This window comes from Variovorax sp. V15 (assembly GCF_041154425.1).
In the GTDB taxonomy this organism is placed as follows: Bacteria; Pseudomonadota; Gammaproteobacteria; order Burkholderiales; family Burkholderiaceae_C; genus Variovorax; species Variovorax guangxiensis.
The window spans coordinates 439,406-457,607 of sequence record NZ_AP028659.1 but is presented as its reverse complement, the minus strand read 5'-3'; the positions used below and the strand labels follow the sequence as shown (position 1 = coordinate 457,607).

Below are 18,202 nucleotides of genomic sequence, written 5' to 3'. Positions count from 1 at the left end.
CGGCGCCCCCGGGGCGGGCAGGTAGCGCAGGCGACAGCGCGCCTTTCGCCCCCGGCTAGGGCCTGTTCACACTATTTCCGGGGTCGCGAAGGGCAGCCAGGGCGGGCCAATCAAGGCGCGTGACGACGCGTGTGCATGCGCACACGCTAGGAGCGCAACGCCGAGTGGCCCGCCCTGGCTGCCCTTCCCGCAGGGTTGGCGCTCCAAGGGGCCGTCTGCGGCGTTGCCCGCGCTTGCGAGGCGAAAGCCTTGCTGCGCACGGGCGCCTTGCAGCCAGCCCCTTGGAGCGCCAACGCGACCCCGGAAATAGTGTGAACAGGCCCTAGGCCAGCCTGACGACGATCTGCAGCCCCGGATGCGCATTGCGCACCGTGAGCTTGCCGCCGTGCGCCTCGGCGATCAGCCGGCACAGGTACATGCCCAGGCCCACGCCGCCGGTGGCGCGCGCCCGGGCGCCGTCGGTGCGGTAGAAGGGCTCTGTCAGGCGCTCGAGCTGCTCGTCGTCCACGCCGGGGCCGTGGTCGCGCACCTCGATCTCGGCGCCCTGGCTGCTGCCGTCGAGCACCGCGCGCAGCGACACGCAGGGCGGCCGGGGCGCGTCGGCGCTGTAGCGCAGCGCGTTGTCCAGCAGGTTGCGCACCAGCAGTCGGATGCGCATGCGGTCCACCGCGTGCGGCGGCAGGCCCTCGGCCAGGTCGAGATGCACATGCTCCGCTCCGGGCATCTCGGCCACGATCTCGCGGATCAGCGCCGCCAGGTCGACCGGTTCGCGCTGCAGCGCCACGTGCGGGCTGGCGAGGCGCTCGCTTTCGAGCAGGTCGCTGATGAGGTCGCGCATCTCGTTCAGGTCGCGCAGCAGCGCGTCGCGCTCGGCCTGCCCCTCGGGCGTGGTCGGCAGCAGTTCGGCGTTCAGGCGCGCGCGCGTGAGCGGCGAGCGCAGCTCGTGGCTCAGCGCCAGCAGCAGCCCGCGCTTGGCGTCGAGCATGGCCTGGATGTCCTCGGCCATGGTGTTGATGCGCTCTGCCAAGTCGCCGAGGTCGTCGTTGCGGCGGATCGGAATGGGCTGCGTGAACTCGCCACGGCCGAAGCGCTGCGCGCCCTCGCGGATGTCGATCAGCGGCCGCAGCAACCGGCTCACGTAGGCATAGCCCAGCAGCACGCAGGACAGCAGCAGGCCCAGCGTGGCCCAGCCGATGACGCGCGGCGCCAGCTGCCAGAGCTTGGGCGACCAGCCGAAGATCACGCGGTGCCCGTCGGCCGTGGGACGGATGAACCATTTGTCGCCGCCGAAGACGTCCTCGCGGTCATGCATCCAGCCGCTGGGGCTGCTCGCGCCGCCGGGGTTGGAATCCCAGTTGACCTTGGGGCCGACGATGCGGATGGTGATCGGCAGCCGCGCCACCAGCGCCTGCGCGCGCGCCACGTCGGGCGGCGTGCCGATCTCGGCCACGAGGCGATCGGCGTAGTCGGTCAGCATGGGCTTGGCGGCCTCGGCCCAGCCGGTGGAGAACGACTTCTTCATGCCGCCCATGAAGACGGCCGCCATCACCAGCGCGAGCAGCACGAACATCAGCACCAGCCGCACGCGCAGCGAACGGCGCCAGCGGCGCTTGCCCTGCACCTTCTCGTTCCAGCGCGCGTGCCACTTGGCGTGCCAGTCGCCGCGCGTCATCTCGTCGCGGCATTCCTCGCCGCGCCACCGCATCCTGCGGGACTCCCTGCTTCGGCCGAAGTTCATGCAGGTTCGCTGCGGGCGACGGCCAGCGCGTAGCCCGCGTTGCGCAGCGTCTTGATGCAATCCAGCGGCTCGAGCTTCTTGCGCAGCCGGCTCACGACGATGTCGACCGCGCGCGTGTAGAGCTCGGCCTCGTGCCCGCGCAGGCGGTTGAGGATGTCGTCTCGGCTGAACACCTTGCCCGGCTCGGCCGCCAGCAGCGCGAGCAGCTCGAACTCGGTGCCGGTGAGCTCCACGCGCTCGCCGTGGCGCAGCACCTGGCGCCGGTCGAGGTCGATCGACAGGCCGTCGAACACGCGGTACTGCGTGCCGCTGGCTGACGCCTGCGGCGTGCTGCGCTGGCGGCGCAGGATGGTCTGCACGCGCGCCACCAGTTCGCGCGGCTCGAAGGGCTTGGGCACGTAGTCGTCGGCGCCGAGCTCCAGCCCGACCACGCGGTCCATCACTTCGCCGCGGGCGGTGAGCATCACGATGGGAATGTCGCTTTCCTTGCGGATCTCGCGGCACAGCGCGAAGCCGTCCATCTCGGGCAGCATCACGTCGAGGATGGCCGCGTCGTAGGTGCCCGCGCGCAGCCTGGCCAGCCCCTCGCTCGGGCGCACGGCGCTTTCGAGCGTGCAGCCGAAGCGTGCGAAGTAGGTGGTCAGCGGCGCGGCGAGATGCTCGTCGTCGTCGATCAGCAGGATGCGCGGCATGGCGGGATTGTGCCTCCGGACGAGAAAGTGGCGAATGACCTCGCTGACCATCAGACCCGCCGGCATCGCACCGCCCAGGTCAGGCCCGTCACGAGAGTGGAAAGCAGCAGCGCGTGATAGACCACGTCGGGCACCGTGCGCGGCCCGATGCCAGCGACGATGGTGCCAAGGCCGACCAGCGTGCCCAGCAGCGCGAAGCCCTGGCCGAAGATGGCCGCGCGGCGCGCATGGTGCGGGCGCAGCCAGGTCTCCACCGAGGCCAGCACCAGCACGGTGGCGATCACCGCCTCCGCGGTGCGCGCCGCCGGGTGCGCGTAGCCGGGCACGAGCAAACCGGCGTGCACCATCGACGCGATGCCCAGCGTGAGCGCCTCGGTCAGCATCCATGCGCGCGCGGCTGGCGCGTGCACGGCATGCGAGGCGGTGGGGTCGCCGCTCATGTACTTGTCGCTCACCACGGGTCCGCCTTGCCGATGCGGCCCAGGTGCGTGGCGGCGAAGCCGCTCGCGTACTTGAGCCCGTAGCCCAGCGCGTGGTCCATGCCGATGTGGGCCAGCCAGATCAGGCTGCCCGCCACCGCCCACGGCATGGCCGCGAGAACGCCGAGCGCCAGCAGCAGCACCGGGCCGACGTACGAATGCGCCGCGTTGTAGAGCGCCGCGCCCGTGCGCGAACCCGCGAGGTAGCCCAGCAGCGAGAGATCGGGCGCGAGCAGCCAGAGCGCGAACACGCCCCAGCCTGCGCCGAACTGCGCGTAGGCGGCGAGCGCCACGCCGAGCACCACCGCGCCTTCGAGGCGCAGCAGGGTGCGTACTCCGCCCGTGACCACCGCTGCGCCCCCTTCGGGAGACGCCGTGGAACCGGCTTCGCCGGGCCACTGGTGTCGCCCCCGGAGAGGGGGGAGGCGCAGCGACACGAAGTGCGCGAAGCCTGGGGGTGAGCCCGGTTCAGCCACGGTGGCTCCAGCGGCGGCCGCCTCGCTCCATGAAATCGCGCACCTTCTGCTGCTGCGCGGCGTTCAGGCTGTCGAAGAAGTCCGCTGCGGCGGCGATGATCTCGGGACTGCCGTTGCGCACGGCCGTGGTCTTCTCGTCGATCAGTCGGGCAGCACCGGCCTGGTCGAGCTTGTTGCCCGCGAACAGCGCCTTGAACTGCGAGCGCGGATCGCCAGAGCCGCCCGCGCCGCGCATGGCTTCACGCTGCGCCTGCAGCCTCTCGGCCAGCACGGTGAGCTTCTGCTTCTGGCTCGCGTCGAGTTCGAGCTTGCTGCCCACGCGCTCGACCATCTTCGTGCGGAACTCGGCGCTGTCGCCGCCCCAGCCGTGACGGTAGCTGCTGCAGCCGGCGATGCTTCCCGCGACCATGGCGGCGCCGGCGAAGCCAAAGAGAGTGCGTTTGATCCAGTGTTTCATGGCGATTCCTTGTGTTCCTGGTGTTGTGTTGAGGAGGAAGCTCCATGGTGCGGATTGCACCGGGCCAAGTCCTCTCGCTGCGGTTGCGGCGTGTTTCGTTTTATGGCGACAGGCGTGGCGACAGGCGTGGCGACAAGCCGGCCTGCTTAGAGGCGGCTGCTCTTGGCGTTGGCAGCCGAGGCGCGTGCGTCGACGGGGTTGGGCATGGTCGAGATGACCTGGCTGTTCACGCGCGAACTCGCCGACACGTTCTGGTCAGGCGCGGCGGCAGCGCGCACGGCTTCTGCGACGATGCGCCCGCGTTCGGTCGAGACGGCCATGGTCTCGGCACCGCGCGAGCCGCGCACCACGTTCTGGTCGGGCGCCGATGCGGTGCGCATGGCTTCGGCGTTGACTTCGGCACGGCTCTTGGCCGACACGGCGGGCTGCACGCCCTCGTAGCTCTCAGCCTTCGCGCCGGCTGCGGCGAGCATGGCGAAGGATGCGACGGCGACGATCTGGGTAAAGGAGATGGAGTTCATTTCAGGCCTTTCTTTCAGTGGTTGAAGAGAAGGCCTGATCGTGCTTGCGGGCCCCCCGCAAGTCCTTTCGCCGCAGTTTCGGCGTGTTTCGTTTCTTTTCACTCACCCGCGGGGTGAGTGAAAAGTGCGCTCGTGGCGTCAGCCGGTCAGCCAGCCATTGCGGCGGCGGGGTCGTCGGAGTCGAGCACGCTCTTTGCCCATGCCTCGAGCTTGCCGGTGTCGGCGCGCAGCACCTCCTGCTTGACCGCGAGGATGCGCGAGGGATGCATCGAGAAGCTGCGCAGGCCCAGGCCCAGCAGCAGGCGCGTGAAGGCCACGTCGCCCGCCATTTCGCCGCACACGGCCACGCCCTTGCCTTGTCGGCGGCACTCGGCGATGGTGTCGGCCACCAGGCGCAGCACGGCCGGATGCGCCGGGTCGTAGAGGTGCGCCACCGATTCGTCGGCGCGGTCGATGGCCAGCGTGTACTGGATCAGGTCGTTGGTGCCGATCGACAGGAAGTCGAAGTGCTTGAGGAAGATGCGCAGCGTGAGCGCGGCCGCCGGGATCTCGATCATGGCGCCGAGCTTCACGTGGCCGTACACCGCGCCGCGGTTGTCGAGTTCGGCGCGCGCGAAGTCGATCAGCGAGAGCGTCTGCCTGATTTCGCTCGCGTGCGCGAGCATCGGGATGAGCAGATGGATCTCGCCATGCGCCGCCGCGCGCAGGATGGCGCGCAGCTGCGTGAGGAACATCGCCGGATCGGCCAGGCTCCAGCGGATGGCGCGCAGGCCCAGCGCCGGATTCAGGTGCTCCTGCTTGTTGGCCGACTTGCTGTCCAGCGGCTTGTCGGCGCCCACGTCGATGGTGCGGATGGTGACCGGCATGCCCTGCATGCCCTCGACCGCGCGCCTGTAGGCCTGGTACTGCTCCTCCTCGTCGGGCAGCCGGGTCTGGGGCGAACCCGTGTCGCGGCCCATGAAGAGGAATTCGCTGCGAAAGAGGCCCACGCCCACCGCGCCGGCCTTGACCGCGCCCACGGTGTCTTCCGGCATCTCGATGTTGGCCAGCAGCTCCACCCGCTGGCCGTCGAGCGTGACGGCGGGCTTGTGGCGCAGCCGCGCGAGCCGGCCGCGCTCGAGGTCGCCCTGGCGCTGCTTGAAGCCGTACTCGGCCAGGATGATCGGCGACGGATCGACAATCACCACGCCGGCGTCGCCGTCGATGATGACCCAGTCGTCCTGCCGCACCAGCTGGCTCGCAGTGCGCGCGCCGACCACGGCCGGGATGTCCATGCTGCGCGCCACGATGGCGGTGTGCGAGGTGCGCCCGCCCACGTCGGTGACGAAGCCGGCGAACACGCTCTTCTTGAACTGCAGCATGTCGGCCGGCGAGAGGTCGTGCGCGATCAGCACCAGCGGCACGTCGATGCCGTCGCCCGCGGTGGGGTCGTCGTTGTCATCGTCAGCGGAGGCCGCGCGCTTGCGGCGCGGCGGGCTCGGCGCCAGCACGGCGGCCGTGCCCTTCATGCGGTGCAGCAGCCGCTCGACCACCTGCTCGAGGTCGGCCTTGCGCTCGCGCAGGTACGGGTCCTCCATCTCGTCGAACTGGCGCGCGATGATCTCCAGCTGCGTGGTCAGCGCCCACTCGGCGTTGTACAGGCGCTCGCTGATCCAGTGCTTGACGCCGCCGCTCAGGGCTTCGTCCTGCAGCAGCATCTGGTGCACCTCGAGCAGCGCCGCAAGCTCGTGCGGCGCGTCGTTCGGGCCCATCTGCGCGACGTTGGCCTGCAGCTTGGCCAACTCGTCGGCCACCGCGTTGCGCGCGGTGCGCACGCGGTCGATCTCGGTCTCGATCTCTTCGGGCTTGATGAAGTAGTGGGCGACGTCGATGCGGCTCGACACCACCAGCACGGCGCGCCCGATGGCAATGCCACGGGCGACGGGGAGGCCGTGGACTGCGAAGGTCATGGGACGGTCCTTATTCGCCTTCGCCGAACTTGTCGTCCATGAGCTGGACGATGGCGTTCATCGCTTCGTCTTCCTGCGGCCCGTTGGTTTCGAGCTCGACGGTGGAGCCCAGGCCGGCAGCCAGCATCATCACGCCCATGATGCTCTTCGCGTTGATGCGGCGGTCGCCGCGGGAGAGCCACACCTCGCAGGGAAAGCTGCCTGCGAGCTTGGTCAGCTTGGCCGATGCGCGTGCATGCAGGCCCAGCTTATTGCTGATGGTCACGGATTTCTTGATCACTGTGCTTTCTTTTCGCCTGGTTCTGGGGAGCCGCCACCGCCACCTGCATCACGCCCGCGGTGCCGCCCGCGAGGGCGCGCTGCACCAGCGTCTCCAGGGGTTCGTGCCGGTAGGTGACGGCACGCAGCAGCATCGGAAGATTGACCCCCGCCACCAGCCGCGACCGGACGCCGTCCACCAGCTTCTGCGCCACGTTGCAGGGCGTGGCGCCGAACACGTCGGCCAGCACCAGCACCTGCGAACGCGGCGCGTGCAGCTGCTGCGCGAGGGTGATGCGCGCGGCCGCCAGCGTTTCTTCGGGCGACACGTTGGGCAGCACGTCGAGCGCGGCGATGGCCTGTTCGCAGTCGGGAAACACATGCAGCGCGCACTGCCGCATCGCATGGGCGAACGGAGCGTGGGCGATGATGAGGATGCTGTTCATGCAAAAGGGAGGACGACGCGTCGATTATGCGGGGGCGCCCAGGGGAAGTAGATATGCGACATAACGCGGCAGCCTCGGAAAACGGACAGGACCGTGCGAAACGGTCTGGCCACCGCAGCTATCGGAACTATAGCGGGCGAGGCCGCCGCTCATGGAAGCCTGAGGCCCTCGAAGAAGGTCTTCGACGCCTCGGCCGAGGAAGGCTGGCCGAGCACCGTGGCCTGGTAGAGCGCCACCGAACCGTCTTTCTGCGACTGGGCGAACCAGAGCACCTGCAGGGGCGTGGCCGTACCTTTTTGCGGCGGCTGTGTTTCCAGGCGCAGCGGCGCAGGTACTGCCGTTGCGCGCAGCACGCTGGCGGCGGATTCCGTCACCTGCGCCTCGCCAAGTTGCCCGCGCGTGGCGGTGTGCCAGGCGCGCAGCCAGGCTTCGGCCTGCTCGGGACCGTTCGCGAAGGCATGCGCGATGGCGAATGTCGCGCCGCCGGCTTCGCAGCCCGTCATGTCGACCTGCACCGATTCGGTGCCCAGCGGCAGCGCGCGGGTCGCACGGTCGGCCTTGCAGGGCAGCATCGCGACCAGGCCGGCCCCGGCGATCGGCACTTCGCGCCAGTTGAAGGCGGGGCTGCAGGCTGCGAGCAGGGCTGCCGCGGCCAGCACTGCGAGCCTGGAGCGGGGAATGGCGGGGGACGGTGACGGCATGGGGCAGCGATTATCGAACCGTGCACGCCGGTCGGGATGTCGCCAGCACGATCGGGCACGCGGAACTAAAATCGCGCCGCCCTTCTCTTGCACCAAGCCATGAAGAAATACCTCGCCGCAGCAGCTGTCGTCGTCGCATTGGCCACCGGCGTGGGCGTGTACCTCGGCTCCGGCGCCACTGCCGCTCCCGCCTCCACCTTCGTGCTGCTGGACGGCTCGCAGAAGAGCACGGCGGACCTGAAGGGCAAGGTCACCCTGGTCAACTTCTGGGCCACCAGCTGCGTGACCTGCGTGGGCGAGATGCCCAAGGTCATCGCCACCTACGACAAGTACAAGGCCCAGGGCTACGACACGCTGGCGGTGGCCATGAGCTACGACCCGCCGAGCTACGTCGTCAATTTCGCCCAGACACGCAAGCTGCCGTTCAAGGTGGCGATCGACAACACCGGCAGCGTGGCGCAGGCCTGGGGCGACGTGAAGCTCACGCCGACCACCTATCTGGTCAACAAGCGCGGCGAGATCGTGAAGCGCTATGTGGGCGAGCCGGACTTCGCAGAGCTGCACAAGCTCATCGAAAAACTCCTGGCCGAAGCCTGATCTCTTGCCAGCCCCAACGAAAGGCGCCCCGAAAGGGCGCCTTTTGCTTTTGTCCTGTCGCGATCCGCTGCTTACTGCGCGCGGAAGCTGTCGTGGCAGGCCTTGCAGCTCGCGGCGGTCGGGCCGAACTGGGCCTTGAGGGCATCGAGATTGCCGGCCTTGGCGGCGGTCACCAGCTTGCTGGTTTCCTCGAGCAGCTTCTGCTGGCGCTCCTTGAACTTGGCGTCTTCCCTCCAGATGTCGGGCCTGGCCTTGCCGCCCTCGGCACCGGCGGAGAAGCCTGCCCAGGGCAGCTTCGCCATGTCGGCGACCACTTCGGCATTGGCCGCGGCGGCGGCTGCGTCGTAAGGCGCGCGGCCGTTGGCCATGGCGCCGAGGCGGCCGAAGTGCTGGCTCATCACGAACAGCGAGCTCTGGCGGTACTTGATGGCGTCTTCGGGCTTGGCGAACTGGGCGGCCGCGGGAAGGGACATGGCCGCGCAGGCGGCTGCGACGGCCAGGGAGGCGAATCGTTTCATGGGTGATCCTCGTGTGGGGAAAAAACGCCATCGTGCGCGGCGTTGCGGGCGAGTGTAGGGGCGGGCCGTACCGGCCGCATAGCAACAACCCGAAGCGGCCTGGGGCCCGGACTTTGCTAATCTGCGCCTTCCGCAGCACCGCGCCCCCCAGCGCCTTCCTCGATGACCGACACCTCCGTGGCCGCCTTTCGCGCGGCCTCCGGCCCCGGCGCCCGCACCCGGGTCTGGGACCTGCCGACGCGCCTTTTCCACTGGGCGCTGGCCATCGCCGTCGTCGGCATGATCGGCACCGGCCTGAACGGGGCCATGGAGTGGCACTTCCGCATCGGCTACACGGTCCTGGCGCTGCTGCTTTTCAGGCTGCTCTGGGGCTTCATGGGTGGACGCTGGTCGCGCTTCGGGGCTTTCGTCTACGGGCCGGGCTCGCTGGCGGCCTACCTGCGCGGCCGGGCGCATCCGGACCACCTGATCGGGCACACGCCGCTGGGCGCGCTGTCGGTGTTCGCGGTGCTGGCCATCCTGGTGCTGCAGGTCGCTACCGGGCTGATGGCGGACGACGAGATCTCGGCCTCGGGGCCGCTCACCCGCTTCGTCTCCGGCGAGATCGTTGGCATGGCCACCGGCTGGCACAAGGCGCAGGGCAAGTGGATCGTGATCGCCCTTGCGAGCCTGCATGTGCTGGCCGTGCTGTTCTACGTGCTCATCAAGCGGCACCGCCTGGTGCGGCCGATGGTGTCGGGCGACAAGCTGGTCCCTTCCGAAAGCGGCCAGGTGGCGCCCAGCCGCGACGATGCGGCCTCGCGCTGGCTGGCGCTGGGGCTGTTCGCGCTGTGCGCGGGCGTGGCCTGGTGGATTTCCTCGTTGCGCGTATGAGCTTCTCTGTTTCACGCCCCCTGCCGCTGTCGGCCATGCCGGCGGTGGTGCTGCTCACCCCCGAAGAGGCCCACGAGATCGAGGCGACACGCACGATCTTCCGTGACTACGCGGCTTCGCTGGGCATCGACCTGGATTTCCAGGATTTCGACGGCGAACTGGCGCAGTTGCCCGGCGAATACGCCGAGCCGCGAGGCACGCTGCTGCTTGCGCTGGTCGATCCGGCGAACGTCAAGGAAGACGCCGGACGCCGGGCTCCGACGCTGCAGCGCGCCGACGGCACGCTGGCCCATGTGGCGGGGTGCTGCGCGCTGCGTCCGCTGGACAACGCGGACTACGCGAACGCGGCGGAAATGAAGCGCCTGTACGTGCGCCCCGGCTTCCGCGGCCTCGGGCTGGGCCGCCAGCTGGCCGAGGCGATCCTCGATGCCGCACGCAGCGCGGGTTACGGCTGCGTGCTGCTGGATACCCTCGACGACATGGAATCGGCCCGGGCGCTCTACGAAGACCTGGGTTTCGTGGAGGTACCGCCCTACTATCACAACCCCGTCGCCGGGGCTCACTACTTGAAAGTAGATCTCTGACCCGCCGGCCTCAGCCGCGGGCCTGGGCCAGCAGCGTGCCGGCGTCGCTCACTTCGAACTTGCCCGGTGCCTCGACGTTCAGCGTCGCGACCTTGCCGTCCTTCACCAGCATCGAGTAGCGGTTGCTGCGCAGGCCCATGCCGCGTCCGGTCAGGTCGAGCGTGAGGCCGGTGGCCTTCGCGAAGTCGGCGCTGCCGTCGGCCAGCATGCGAACCTTGGCGCCGGTCTTCTGGTCGCGCGCCCAGGCGCCCATCACGAAGGCGTCGTTCACGCTGACGCACCAGATCTCGTCCACGCCGGCGGCCTTGAAGTCGTCGAAGTGCTGAACATAGCCCGGCACGTGCTTGGCCGAACAGGTGGGGGTGAAGGCGCCGGGCAGCGCGAACAGCGCGATGGTCTTGCCAGCCGTCGCCTTGGCCACGTCCACGGGGTTCGGGCCGATGCTGCAGCCTTCGCCCTCGACTTCGGAGTATTCCTGCAGGGTGGCCGAGGGAAGGGTGTCGCCGACTTTGATCATTGAATGTGCTCCTGAAAAAGAAAAACGGCCCACATTGTGGGCCGTTTCCGGATCGGATGCCCCCGGGGGCTCCAATGATTGATCAGACCAGGACGGCCTTCTCGACCAGACGGGTCACGACCCAGTTCTTGGTCTTCGAGATCGGACGGCTTTCCGTGATCTCGATGGTGTCGCCCAGCTTGTACTCGCCCTTTTCGTCGTGGGCGTGGTACTTGCTCGTCTTGGCCACGATCTTGCCGTAGAGCTCGTGCTTCACACGACGCTCGACCAGCACGGTCACGGTCTTCGCGCGCTTGTCGCTGACCACCTTGCCGATCAAGGTGCGCTTGAGGGATTTTTTAGCTTCCGTCATGTTCACTCCTTACTTGGCGGCTTGGGCTTCTTGCTGCTTCTGGGCAAGAATGGTCTTGGCGCGCGCGATGTCGCGGCGGGTCACGCGCAGCGTCGAGGTGTTCGACAGCTGTTGCGTGGCCTTCTGCATGCGCAGGCCGAAGTGGGCCTTCTGCAGATCCTTGATTTCGGCTTGCAGGCCTGCGACGTCCTTCGTGCGCAGGGTTGCGGCCTTCGTCACCTTGGCCGGAGCCGCGGTTTCCTTCTTCTTACGTGTTGCCATGGATGTTCTCCTCTCAGGCGCCGAGCTGGCGAGCGACGAACGTCGTGCGCAGCGGCAGCTTGGCGGCAGCCAGGCGGAACGCTTCGCGGGCGAGCTCTTCGGGCACGCCGACGATCTCGAACACGATCTTGCCGGGCTGGATTTCGGCGACGTAGTACTCGGGGTTGCCCTTGCCGTTACCCATCCGCACTTCTGCGGGCTTGGTCGAGATCGGCTTGTCGGGGAACACGCGGATCCAGATACGGCCACCGCGCTTCACGTGACGCGAAATCGCGCGGCGAGCGGCTTCGATCTGGCGCGCCGTCAGGCGGCCGCGGTCGGTGCATTTGAGACCGAAGTCACCGAACGCAACCGAGTTACCCGTGGTTGCGATGCCGGTGTTGCGGCCCTTTTGTTCCTTGCGGAACTTTCTGCGTGCAGGTTGCAGCATGTTTTGTTACTCCGTGAGGGCCCCAGGCGCTTGCGCGCCCGGGAGCGACCGATTACTCGGCCTTGGCACCGTCCGCTGCTGCAGCGGGCGCGGCTTTGCGGACGCGCTTAACGGCGGGTTTCGAGTCTGCACCGGCACCGCCGGTTGCTTCTGCGGGCTTGTCGCTGCCATCGGCCGGAGCGGTGTTGCCACCGATCGGGCCGCGGGCACCGGCGCGCGGGCCGGGGCCACGGCGGTCGCTGCCCGGACGGTCGCCACCGGGGCGGCCATCGCGGCGGGGACCACGCGGGCGACGTTCTTCTTCAGGACGCGGCGTCTCGACGGCGGGCAGGTCGTTGCGACCCAGCGTGTCGCCCTTGTAGACCCACACCTTCACGCCGATGACGCCGTAGGTCGTCTTGGCTTCGGAGGTGCCGTAGTCGATGTCGGCGCGCAGGGTGTGCAGCGGCACGCGGCCTTCGCGATACCACTCGGTACGAGCGATTTCGATGCCGTTCAGACGGCCAGCCGACATGATCTTGATGCCCAGGGCACCCAGACGCATGGCGTTCTGCATGGCGCGCTTCATGGCGCGGCGGAACATGATCCGCTTCTCGAGCTGCTGCGTGATGCTGTCGGCGATCAGCTGCGCATCGATTTCGGGCTTGCGCACTTCTTCGATGTTGACCGCAACCGGCACGCCGAGTTGCTTGCCCAGTTCGCGCTTGAGGTTTTCGATGTCTTCGCCCTTCTTGCCGATCACGACGCCCGGACGAGCCGAGAAGATCGTGATGCGTGCGTTCTTGGCGGGACGCTCGATCATGACGCGCGAGACCGAAGCGTTCTTCAGCTTCTTCTTCAGGTACTCGCGAACCTTGATGTCTTCGGCCAGCATGCCCGCGAAATCGCGGTCGCTTGCGTACCAGCGGCTGGACCAATTACGGGTAACCGCCAGGCGGAAGCCGGTTGGGTGGATTTTCTGTCCCATATTTCTTCCAGGCTTAGTTGCCAACCGTCACGTACACATGGCACGTGGGCTTGCTGATGCGATTGCCGCGACCCTTGGCGCGCGCCGTGAAGCGCTTGAGCGTGGCGCCTTGCTCGACGTAGATGGTCTTGACCTTCAGTTCGTCGATGTCGGCACCGTCGTTGTGCTCGGCGTTGGCGATAGCCGATTCGAGCACCTTCTTCACGATCACAGCGGCCTTCTTCTGCGTGAATTGCAGGATGTTGAGCGCTTGATCGACCTTCTTGCCGCGGATGAGGTCAGCGACCAGACGGCCCTTGTCGACCGACAGGCGGACACCGCGGAGGACTGCACGTGTTTCAGACATGGTCGTTCCTTACTTCTTCTGGACTTTCTTGTCCGCGGGGTGCCCCTTGAACGTGCGGGTGAGCGCAAATTCGCCGAGCTTGTGGCCGACCATCTGGTCGGTGATGTACACAGGCACGTGTTGCTTGCCGTTGTGCACGGCGATGGTCAGGCCGATGAACTCGGGCAGAACCATCGAGCGGCGCGACCAGGTCTTGATCGGCTTCTTGTCCTTGGTCGTCACGGCCTTGTCGGCCTTGGCCACGAGGTGGTGGTCGACGAACGGACCCTTCTTGAGAGAGCGAGTCATTGGCTATCCCTTACTTCTTGCGACGCGACACGATGAATACCTGCGTGCGCTTGTTGTTGCGGGTCCGATAACCCTTGGTCAGATTGCCCCACGGGTCGACCGGATGACGGCCTTCGCCGGTACGGCCTTCACCACCACCGTGCGGGTGGTCGATCGGGTTCATCACCACGCCGCGGACGGTCGGGCGGATACCCATGTGACGCTTCACACCGGCCTTGCCGAGCTGGCGCAGGCTGTGCTCTTCGTTCGCCACTTCACCGATGGTCGCGCGGCACTCGATGTGAATGCGGCGGACTTCGCCCGAACGCATGCGGACCTGGGCGTAGACGCCTTCACGGGCCAGCAGCGTGGCCGAGGTACCGGCCGAGCGGGCGATCTGCGCGCCCTTGCCGGGCTGCAGTTCGATGCAGTGGATCGTCGAACCCACCGGAATGTTGCGGATCGGCAGGGTGTTGCCGGCGCGGATCGGGGCTTCTGCGCCCGACAGCAGCGTTGCACCGGCTTCCAGACCGCGCGGGGCGATGATGTAGCGGCGCTCGCCGTCGGCGTAGCAGACCAGAGCGATGTGGGCGGTACGGTTCGGGTCGTATTCGATGCGTTCGACCTTGGCCGGGATGCCGTCCTTGTTGCGCACGAAGTCGACGACGCGGTAGTGGTGCTTGGCACCGCCGCCACGATGACGGATCGTGATGTGGCCGTTGTTGTTGCGGCCGGCCTTCTGGAACTGGGGTTCCAGAAGGGGGGCGTGAGGAGCACCCTTGAACAGGTGGTCACGCGAGATCTTCACCGCGCCGCGTTGGCCCGGCGAAGTGGGTTTCATCTTGATGACGGCCATGATTAAGCGCCTTCCCCGACGAGGTTGAGCTCTTGACCGGCCTTCAGGGTCACATAGGCCTTGCGAACGTTGTCGCGGCGGCCGACGGACTTGCCGAAGCGCTTGGTCTTGCCCTTGGTGTTGAGCACCGACACGCCCTTGACTTCGACCTTGAACATCAGTTCGACGGCGGCCTTGATTTCGGGCTTGGTGGCGTCTTGCAACACCTTGAAAGTGACAGCGTTCGACTTCTCGCCGACCATCGTGGCCTTTTCGGACACGATCGGGGCGACCAGCACCGACATCAGTCGGCCTTCGTCGAACGTACGTTCAGCGGCGGTGGGGTTCACGCGGCTCATGCGAACATCTCCTTGAGCTTGTCGACGGCACCCTTGGTGACCAGCACCTTCTTGTAGTGAACCAGCGACACCGGGTCGGCGTAACGGGGTTCGACCACGAGAACGTTGACCAGATTGCGCGAGGCAAGGTACAGGTTTTCGTCGACTTCTTCGGCGATCACGAGCACGGACTCGAGATTCATCGCCTTGAAACGGGCTGCCAGCGGCTTGGTCTTGGGCGAGTCGACCTTGATCGAGTCGACCACGGCCAGACGGCCTTCGCGAGCGAGCTGCGAGAAGATGGACGCCATGCCGGCGCGGTACATCTTCTTGTTGATCTTCTGCGAGAAGTTTTCGTCAGGCATGTTCGGGAAGATCCGGCCGCCCCCGCGCCACAGCGGCGAGGAAGTCATACCGGCACGGGCGCGGCCCGTTCCCTTTTGCTTGAAAGGCTTCTTGGTCGAGTGCTTGACCTGCTCGCGGTCCTTCTGGGCGCGAGTGCCTTGGCGTGCGTTGGCCTGGAAAGCAACGACGATCTGGTGGACCAGGTCTTCGTTGTAGTCACGGCCGAACACGGTCTCGGGGGCGTCGTACTTCGACGCGGCCTGGCCTTGTTCGTTCAGGAGTTCGAGTTCCATTACTTCGCTCCTTGGGCAGCCTGCGGCTTGGCCTTGATGGCGGGACGCACGGTGACGAAGCCACCCTTGGCACCCGGAATCGCGCCCTTGATGAGCAGCAGTTGACGTGCTTCGTCGATACGGAAGACGTCGAGGTTTTGCGTGGTGCGGGTGACGTCGCCGAGGTGGCCCGTCATGCGCTTGCCGGGGAACACGCGACCGGGGTCTTGCGCCATACCGATCGAGCCGGGCACGTTGTGCGAACGGCTGTTACCGTGCGACGCGCGCTGCGAGCTCATGTTGTGACGCTTGATCGTGCCAGCGTAGCCCTTGCCGATGGAAGTGCCCTGCACGTCCACCTTCTGGCCCACGGAGAAGACGCTTGCCACCGGGATCACGCCGCCAGCCTTGTGCTGACCAGCGGTATCGGCGGTAACGCGGAATTCCTGGATGATCTCACCGGCTTCGACACCCGCCTTGGCGAGGTGGCCGGCTTCGGGCTTGGTCACGCGCGATGCCTTGCGCGAACCGAACGTCACCTGCAGGGCGACGTAGCCATCGTTCTCTTGGGACTTGATCTGGGTCACGCGGTTGTTGGACACATCCACCACCGTGACGGGAACTGCGTCCCCGTCATCGGTGAAGAGACGCATCATCCCCACCTTGCGGCCCAGCAACCCGAGGGAGTTGCTCAGACTCATTTGTTTTCTCCAAAAATGGAAGCTTCCTTCGCCGCTGCCACTTCAATTGGCGACAGCGTTTGTCGGGCTTCCCCGAACTGCGGAAGAAGGTTGATAAATCTCTGCTCGCATAGCGCCCATGCGGGCGCAACAAGGGCAGAGCCAGCGATTATAGCCCGCGCTGCGGGCCTGGTGCAAGTGCCGCCATTGCGGCGCTTTCAGCCTCGGAGGCCTGTTTTCGGGGCGTTTTCGAGCCTATTTCGGCTCTTTGGCCGGCATCGAGATGATCTTCTCGCCCTCCGCCGACGATTTCATCTCGCCCGCAGCCTTCATGGCGGGCGCAGCGGCCCCGGTCTGGATGGGGATGGCGACGATGCTCATGGCACCGTTCTGCGTGACGAAGACGTTCAGGTAGGCAAGGCCTTCCCGGTCGACGGTGACACGCGCGGTGGCCGTAGTACTCTGGCCTGCCGGCAAGGCGAGGCTGCTGCTTGTTGCCAGGGAAAGGCCCGCATCGGTCGTCAAACGTGCGGTAGCGCCGGCAGGATCGCTCACGCCATCGAACTGGAGAACGACGGCGACCGAGCGCCCGACCTGCGCCGCGCCCTCGACCCTGTACTGGATCGCCACGCCGGAATCATTGGGCTTGCGAGCCGCAGCCGTCATGGGTACTGCATTGCGGGAAGCCGCTGCCTGACTGGCCGCGCGCTGCCCCGGGGCACCGTCTGCGCACGCCGAGGCGGCAGCGAGCGCCAGAAGTGCAGCGGCGGTGGCAATCATCGGACTGGAACGGAGGTTCATGGTGGACTTCCTCGCTGCTGCTTATTGGATCAGCACGCCGAAGCAGGTGTTTGCGCCGGAGTTGTTGACATCATTGACGACCAGAACATGGTCGCCGGCCGACAGGTTGACCGAATTGGTGTTCCGGCTCACCACCCCGCCCCTGTAGATCACGAAATTGGGGCTGGCGCCCGCAGGCGGGGTGATCGCGAACTGGTAGCTGCGGCTCGCGGGTGCCGTGAAGCGCAGGTAGGAGAAGCTGCCGAGCTTGTTTCCGTCGCGCTGGGGATCTTCTGCGTTCGTCACGCAAGCCGAGGTGCTCGCACCGACCGTCGCCTGGTTGTACATCGGCAACACGTAGTTCACGGTCGGCGACCCGCCACCGTTGGTTTCCTGCGTGCCGTAGGCGTCGTTGGAGGCGGCGTTGATGCTCTGGCCCGTCAGCAGCGCCGCCAAAGCCGGAGCATTGCCCGACGCCACCACGTTGAAAGCAGCAGTGAACGGGTGAATCGAGGTAACCGGCGCGCCGCCCCTGAACAGCGCGCTCGTCATCGTGTCGTGGATCGGCTTGAACCCGACCTGCTGGTTCAGGTTCCAGAAGATCGACTGGATCGAGGATTCGCGGAACCAGCCCGGATTGGTCGTCGGCCCTCTCGTCAGATCGAGATTGCCGCCCTGCGCCTGGCCGGGCCCGCCCGAATCGACATAGTTGCTGCGCCCCAGCGCAATTCCCGACCAGCCGTTGCCCCACCCTTCGGAGAAGGCCAGCCGGCGATCGACGCGCTCGCTCGTGGAGTGCGCGCCGCCAGTCGAGTCGTCGCGGCTGAAGGAGGCCTGGTAATAGTGGCCCCACTCGTGGGCAATCACCGGCGCATCGAACTCGTCGGTATCCACGTTCTCCTTGCCGAGCACGTAGATCTCGGCGCCCGAGCTCCTGCCCACGAAGAAGGTGGTGCCGATCTGCCCCAGCGCGATGCTGCCGCCGGAGTTGGTGTTGTTGACGCTCCAGAACACCTTCAGCGAAGGGAATGCCGTCGCCGGAGCGGCCGTCATCACCTTCTGCATCGCGGTATAGACCGTGTCCATGATGGCGAACGGCCCCGACACGCGCTGGCCGGTGTAGCTCGACCCGCCCCAGCCGCTGGCGGCACGCAGGTCACGGGTGAGCGCAGCGCTGCCCGTGGAGAACACCGAGGACTGCATGGAATAGATCGCGCTCGACTGCGTGTTGTCCCGGACGGTGACGTCCCAGGTCGGGAGCGCGCCGGTACGGGTCAGCTGGGCCCGCACACGGACGATGACGTTCGTGTTGCCCTGGACATTCACCGAATAGGCCCCGTTCTCGTCGGTGGCCGTCGTGGCAAGCTGGTTGCCGCTGGCGGCATCGAGCACTTCGACAAAAGCACCGCGCACCGGTTTGACCGTGGTGTCGGCGTACACGAGGCGGCCGCTGGGGTTGGGCACCGACTCGTAGGTGGCCGTACCGCTCAGCGCAACCGGTGTCGTCGGGATCAAAGGGAGCA

The 18,202-nt window shown here is 67.0% G+C and carries 27 protein-coding genes; 3 read left to right on the top strand and 24 right to left on the bottom strand.

Annotated features, from left to right (window positions below):
- Positions 1–322: 322 nt before the first annotated feature.
- From ACAM57_RS02280 to ACAM57_RS02235, 10 genes are all read right to left on the bottom strand, one after another.
- Positions 323–1,705 (bottom strand): ATP-binding protein, encoded by a 1,383-nt coding sequence (locus ACAM57_RS02280; protein WP_369660563.1) that lies wholly within the window; start codon positions 1,703–1,705, stop codon positions 323–325.
- A 29-nt stretch (positions 1,706–1,734) separates the two neighbouring features.
- A complete protein-coding gene (locus ACAM57_RS02275) occupies positions 1,735–2,430 on the bottom strand; it encodes a response regulator transcription factor (RefSeq protein ID WP_369660562.1) in 696 nt (231 codons plus the stop codon).
- Between the two features lie 50 nt (positions 2,431–2,480).
- The gene (locus ACAM57_RS02270) at positions 2,481–2,885 is read right to left on the bottom strand and encodes a hypothetical protein (RefSeq protein ID WP_369660561.1); all 405 of its coding nucleotides are present in this window, start codon (positions 2,883–2,885) and stop codon (positions 2,481–2,483) included.
- Complete coding sequence (locus tag ACAM57_RS02265) at positions 2,882–3,259, bottom strand: DUF4260 domain-containing protein (protein WP_369660560.1); 378 nt, start codon at positions 3,257–3,259, stop codon at positions 2,882–2,884. The genes ACAM57_RS02270 and ACAM57_RS02265 overlap by 4 nt, the downstream gene beginning before the upstream one ends.
- Positions 3,260–3,377: 118 nt before the next feature.
- Complete coding sequence (locus ACAM57_RS02260; protein WP_369660559.1) at positions 3,378–3,842, bottom strand: Spy/CpxP family protein refolding chaperone; 465 nt, start codon at positions 3,840–3,842, stop codon at positions 3,378–3,380.
- Positions 3,843–3,988: 146 nt separating this feature from the next.
- Positions 3,989–4,363 carry a DUF4148 domain-containing protein gene (locus ACAM57_RS02255; RefSeq protein WP_369660558.1) on the bottom strand — a complete coding sequence of 125 codons (375 nt, stop codon included), beginning with the start codon at positions 4,361–4,363 and terminating at the stop codon, positions 3,989–3,991.
- 146 nt (positions 4,364–4,509) lie between these two features.
- Positions 4,510–6,312, bottom strand: coding sequence for a phosphoenolpyruvate--protein phosphotransferase (ptsP, locus tag ACAM57_RS02250; protein WP_184642139.1), 1,803 nt, complete (start codon positions 6,310–6,312; stop codon positions 4,510–4,512).
- A 10-nt stretch (positions 6,313–6,322) separates the two neighbouring features.
- Positions 6,323–6,592, bottom strand: coding sequence for an HPr family phosphocarrier protein (locus ACAM57_RS02245; protein ID WP_184642140.1), 270 nt, complete (start codon positions 6,590–6,592; stop codon positions 6,323–6,325).
- Entirely contained in the window at positions 6,561–7,016 is a 456-nt protein-coding gene (locus ACAM57_RS02240) for a PTS sugar transporter subunit IIA (RefSeq protein WP_126025398.1), read from the bottom strand. The genes ACAM57_RS02245 and ACAM57_RS02240 overlap by 32 nt, the downstream gene beginning before the upstream one ends.
- A 149-nt stretch (positions 7,017–7,165) precedes the next feature.
- Positions 7,166–7,717, bottom strand: coding sequence for a hypothetical protein (locus ACAM57_RS02235; protein WP_369660557.1), 552 nt, complete (start codon positions 7,715–7,717; stop codon positions 7,166–7,168).
- A gap of 99 nt (positions 7,718–7,816) precedes the next feature.
- Between ACAM57_RS02235 and ACAM57_RS02230 the strand changes: the two genes are divergently transcribed.
- Positions 7,817–8,314 (top strand): TlpA disulfide reductase family protein, encoded by a 498-nt coding sequence (locus ACAM57_RS02230; RefSeq protein WP_126025400.1) that lies wholly within the window; start codon positions 7,817–7,819, stop codon positions 8,312–8,314.
- Between the two features lie 71 nt (positions 8,315–8,385).
- Here the strand turns inward: ACAM57_RS02230 and ACAM57_RS02225 are convergent, their stop codons facing one another.
- The gene (locus ACAM57_RS02225) at positions 8,386–8,832 is read right to left on the bottom strand and encodes a cytochrome c (RefSeq protein WP_369660556.1); all 447 of its coding nucleotides are present in this window, start codon (positions 8,830–8,832) and stop codon (positions 8,386–8,388) included.
- Positions 8,833–8,994: 162 nt separating this feature from the next.
- Here ACAM57_RS02225 and ACAM57_RS02220 point away from each other — a divergent pair, with 162 nt between their 5' ends.
- Positions 8,995–9,705 (top strand): cytochrome b/b6 domain-containing protein, encoded by a 711-nt coding sequence (locus ACAM57_RS02220; protein WP_369660555.1) that lies wholly within the window; start codon positions 8,995–8,997, stop codon positions 9,703–9,705.
- Complete coding sequence (locus tag ACAM57_RS02215) at positions 9,702–10,289, top strand: GNAT family N-acetyltransferase (protein WP_126025403.1); 588 nt, start codon at positions 9,702–9,704, stop codon at positions 10,287–10,289. Before ACAM57_RS02220 ends, ACAM57_RS02215 begins: the two co-directional genes overlap by 4 nt.
- A 10-nt stretch (positions 10,290–10,299) precedes the next feature.
- Here the strand turns inward: ACAM57_RS02215 and ACAM57_RS02210 are convergent, their stop codons facing one another.
- The 13 genes from ACAM57_RS02210 to ACAM57_RS02150 form a co-directional block, all read right to left on the bottom strand.
- A complete protein-coding gene (locus tag ACAM57_RS02210; RefSeq protein ID WP_126025404.1) occupies positions 10,300–10,806 on the bottom strand; it encodes a peroxiredoxin in 507 nt (168 codons plus the stop codon).
- 82 nt (positions 10,807–10,888) lie between these two features.
- The gene (gene rpsQ, locus ACAM57_RS02205; RefSeq protein WP_015867662.1) at positions 10,889–11,158 is read right to left on the bottom strand and encodes a 30S ribosomal protein S17; all 270 of its coding nucleotides are present in this window, start codon (positions 11,156–11,158) and stop codon (positions 10,889–10,891) included.
- 9 nt (positions 11,159–11,167) lie between these two features.
- Positions 11,168–11,377, bottom strand: a complete 210-nt coding sequence (rpmC, locus tag ACAM57_RS02200) for a 50S ribosomal protein L29 (protein WP_026346743.1) — start codon at positions 11,375–11,377, stop codon at positions 11,168–11,170.
- A 55-nt stretch (positions 11,378–11,432) separates the two neighbouring features.
- Positions 11,433–11,849: a 50S ribosomal protein L16 gene (rplP, locus tag ACAM57_RS02195; protein WP_007838137.1), complete on the bottom strand. Its 417-nt coding sequence runs from the start codon at positions 11,847–11,849 to the stop codon at positions 11,433–11,435.
- Between the two features lie 52 nt (positions 11,850–11,901).
- Positions 11,902–12,816, bottom strand: coding sequence for a 30S ribosomal protein S3 (gene rpsC / locus ACAM57_RS02190; RefSeq protein ID WP_126025405.1), 915 nt, complete (start codon positions 12,814–12,816; stop codon positions 11,902–11,904).
- Between the two features lie 13 nt (positions 12,817–12,829).
- Complete coding sequence (gene rplV, locus ACAM57_RS02185) at positions 12,830–13,162, bottom strand: 50S ribosomal protein L22 (RefSeq protein ID WP_019657678.1); 333 nt, start codon at positions 13,160–13,162, stop codon at positions 12,830–12,832.
- A gap of 9 nt (positions 13,163–13,171) precedes the next feature.
- Entirely contained in the window at positions 13,172–13,450 is a 279-nt protein-coding gene (gene rpsS / locus ACAM57_RS02180; RefSeq protein ID WP_007838132.1) for a 30S ribosomal protein S19, read from the bottom strand.
- 10 nt (positions 13,451–13,460) lie between these two features.
- Complete coding sequence (gene rplB / locus ACAM57_RS02175; protein WP_126025406.1) at positions 13,461–14,285, bottom strand: 50S ribosomal protein L2; 825 nt, start codon at positions 14,283–14,285, stop codon at positions 13,461–13,463.
- Positions 14,286–14,287: 2 nt separating this feature from the next.
- Positions 14,288–14,623: a 50S ribosomal protein L23 gene (rplW, locus tag ACAM57_RS02170; protein ID WP_126025407.1), complete on the bottom strand. Its 336-nt coding sequence runs from the start codon at positions 14,621–14,623 to the stop codon at positions 14,288–14,290.
- Positions 14,620–15,240 carry a 50S ribosomal protein L4 gene (gene rplD, locus ACAM57_RS02165; protein ID WP_019657681.1) on the bottom strand — a complete coding sequence of 207 codons (621 nt, stop codon included), beginning with the start codon at positions 15,238–15,240 and terminating at the stop codon, positions 14,620–14,622. The genes rplW and rplD overlap by 4 nt, the downstream gene beginning before the upstream one ends.
- A complete protein-coding gene (gene rplC / locus ACAM57_RS02160; RefSeq protein ID WP_126025408.1) occupies positions 15,240–15,920 on the bottom strand; it encodes a 50S ribosomal protein L3 in 681 nt (226 codons plus the stop codon). The genes rplD and rplC overlap by 1 nt, the downstream gene beginning before the upstream one ends.
- Before the next feature lie 234 nt (positions 15,921–16,154).
- On the bottom strand, positions 16,155–16,700 hold the full coding sequence (locus ACAM57_RS02155; RefSeq protein ID WP_126025409.1) for a hypothetical protein: 546 nt from the start codon (positions 16,698–16,700) through the stop codon (positions 16,155–16,157).
- A 21-nt stretch (positions 16,701–16,721) separates the two neighbouring features.
- Positions 16,722–18,194 carry a hypothetical protein gene (locus ACAM57_RS02150; protein ID WP_369660554.1) on the bottom strand — a complete coding sequence of 491 codons (1,473 nt, stop codon included), beginning with the start codon at positions 18,192–18,194 and terminating at the stop codon, positions 16,722–16,724.
- Positions 18,195–18,202: the final 8 nt, after the last annotated feature.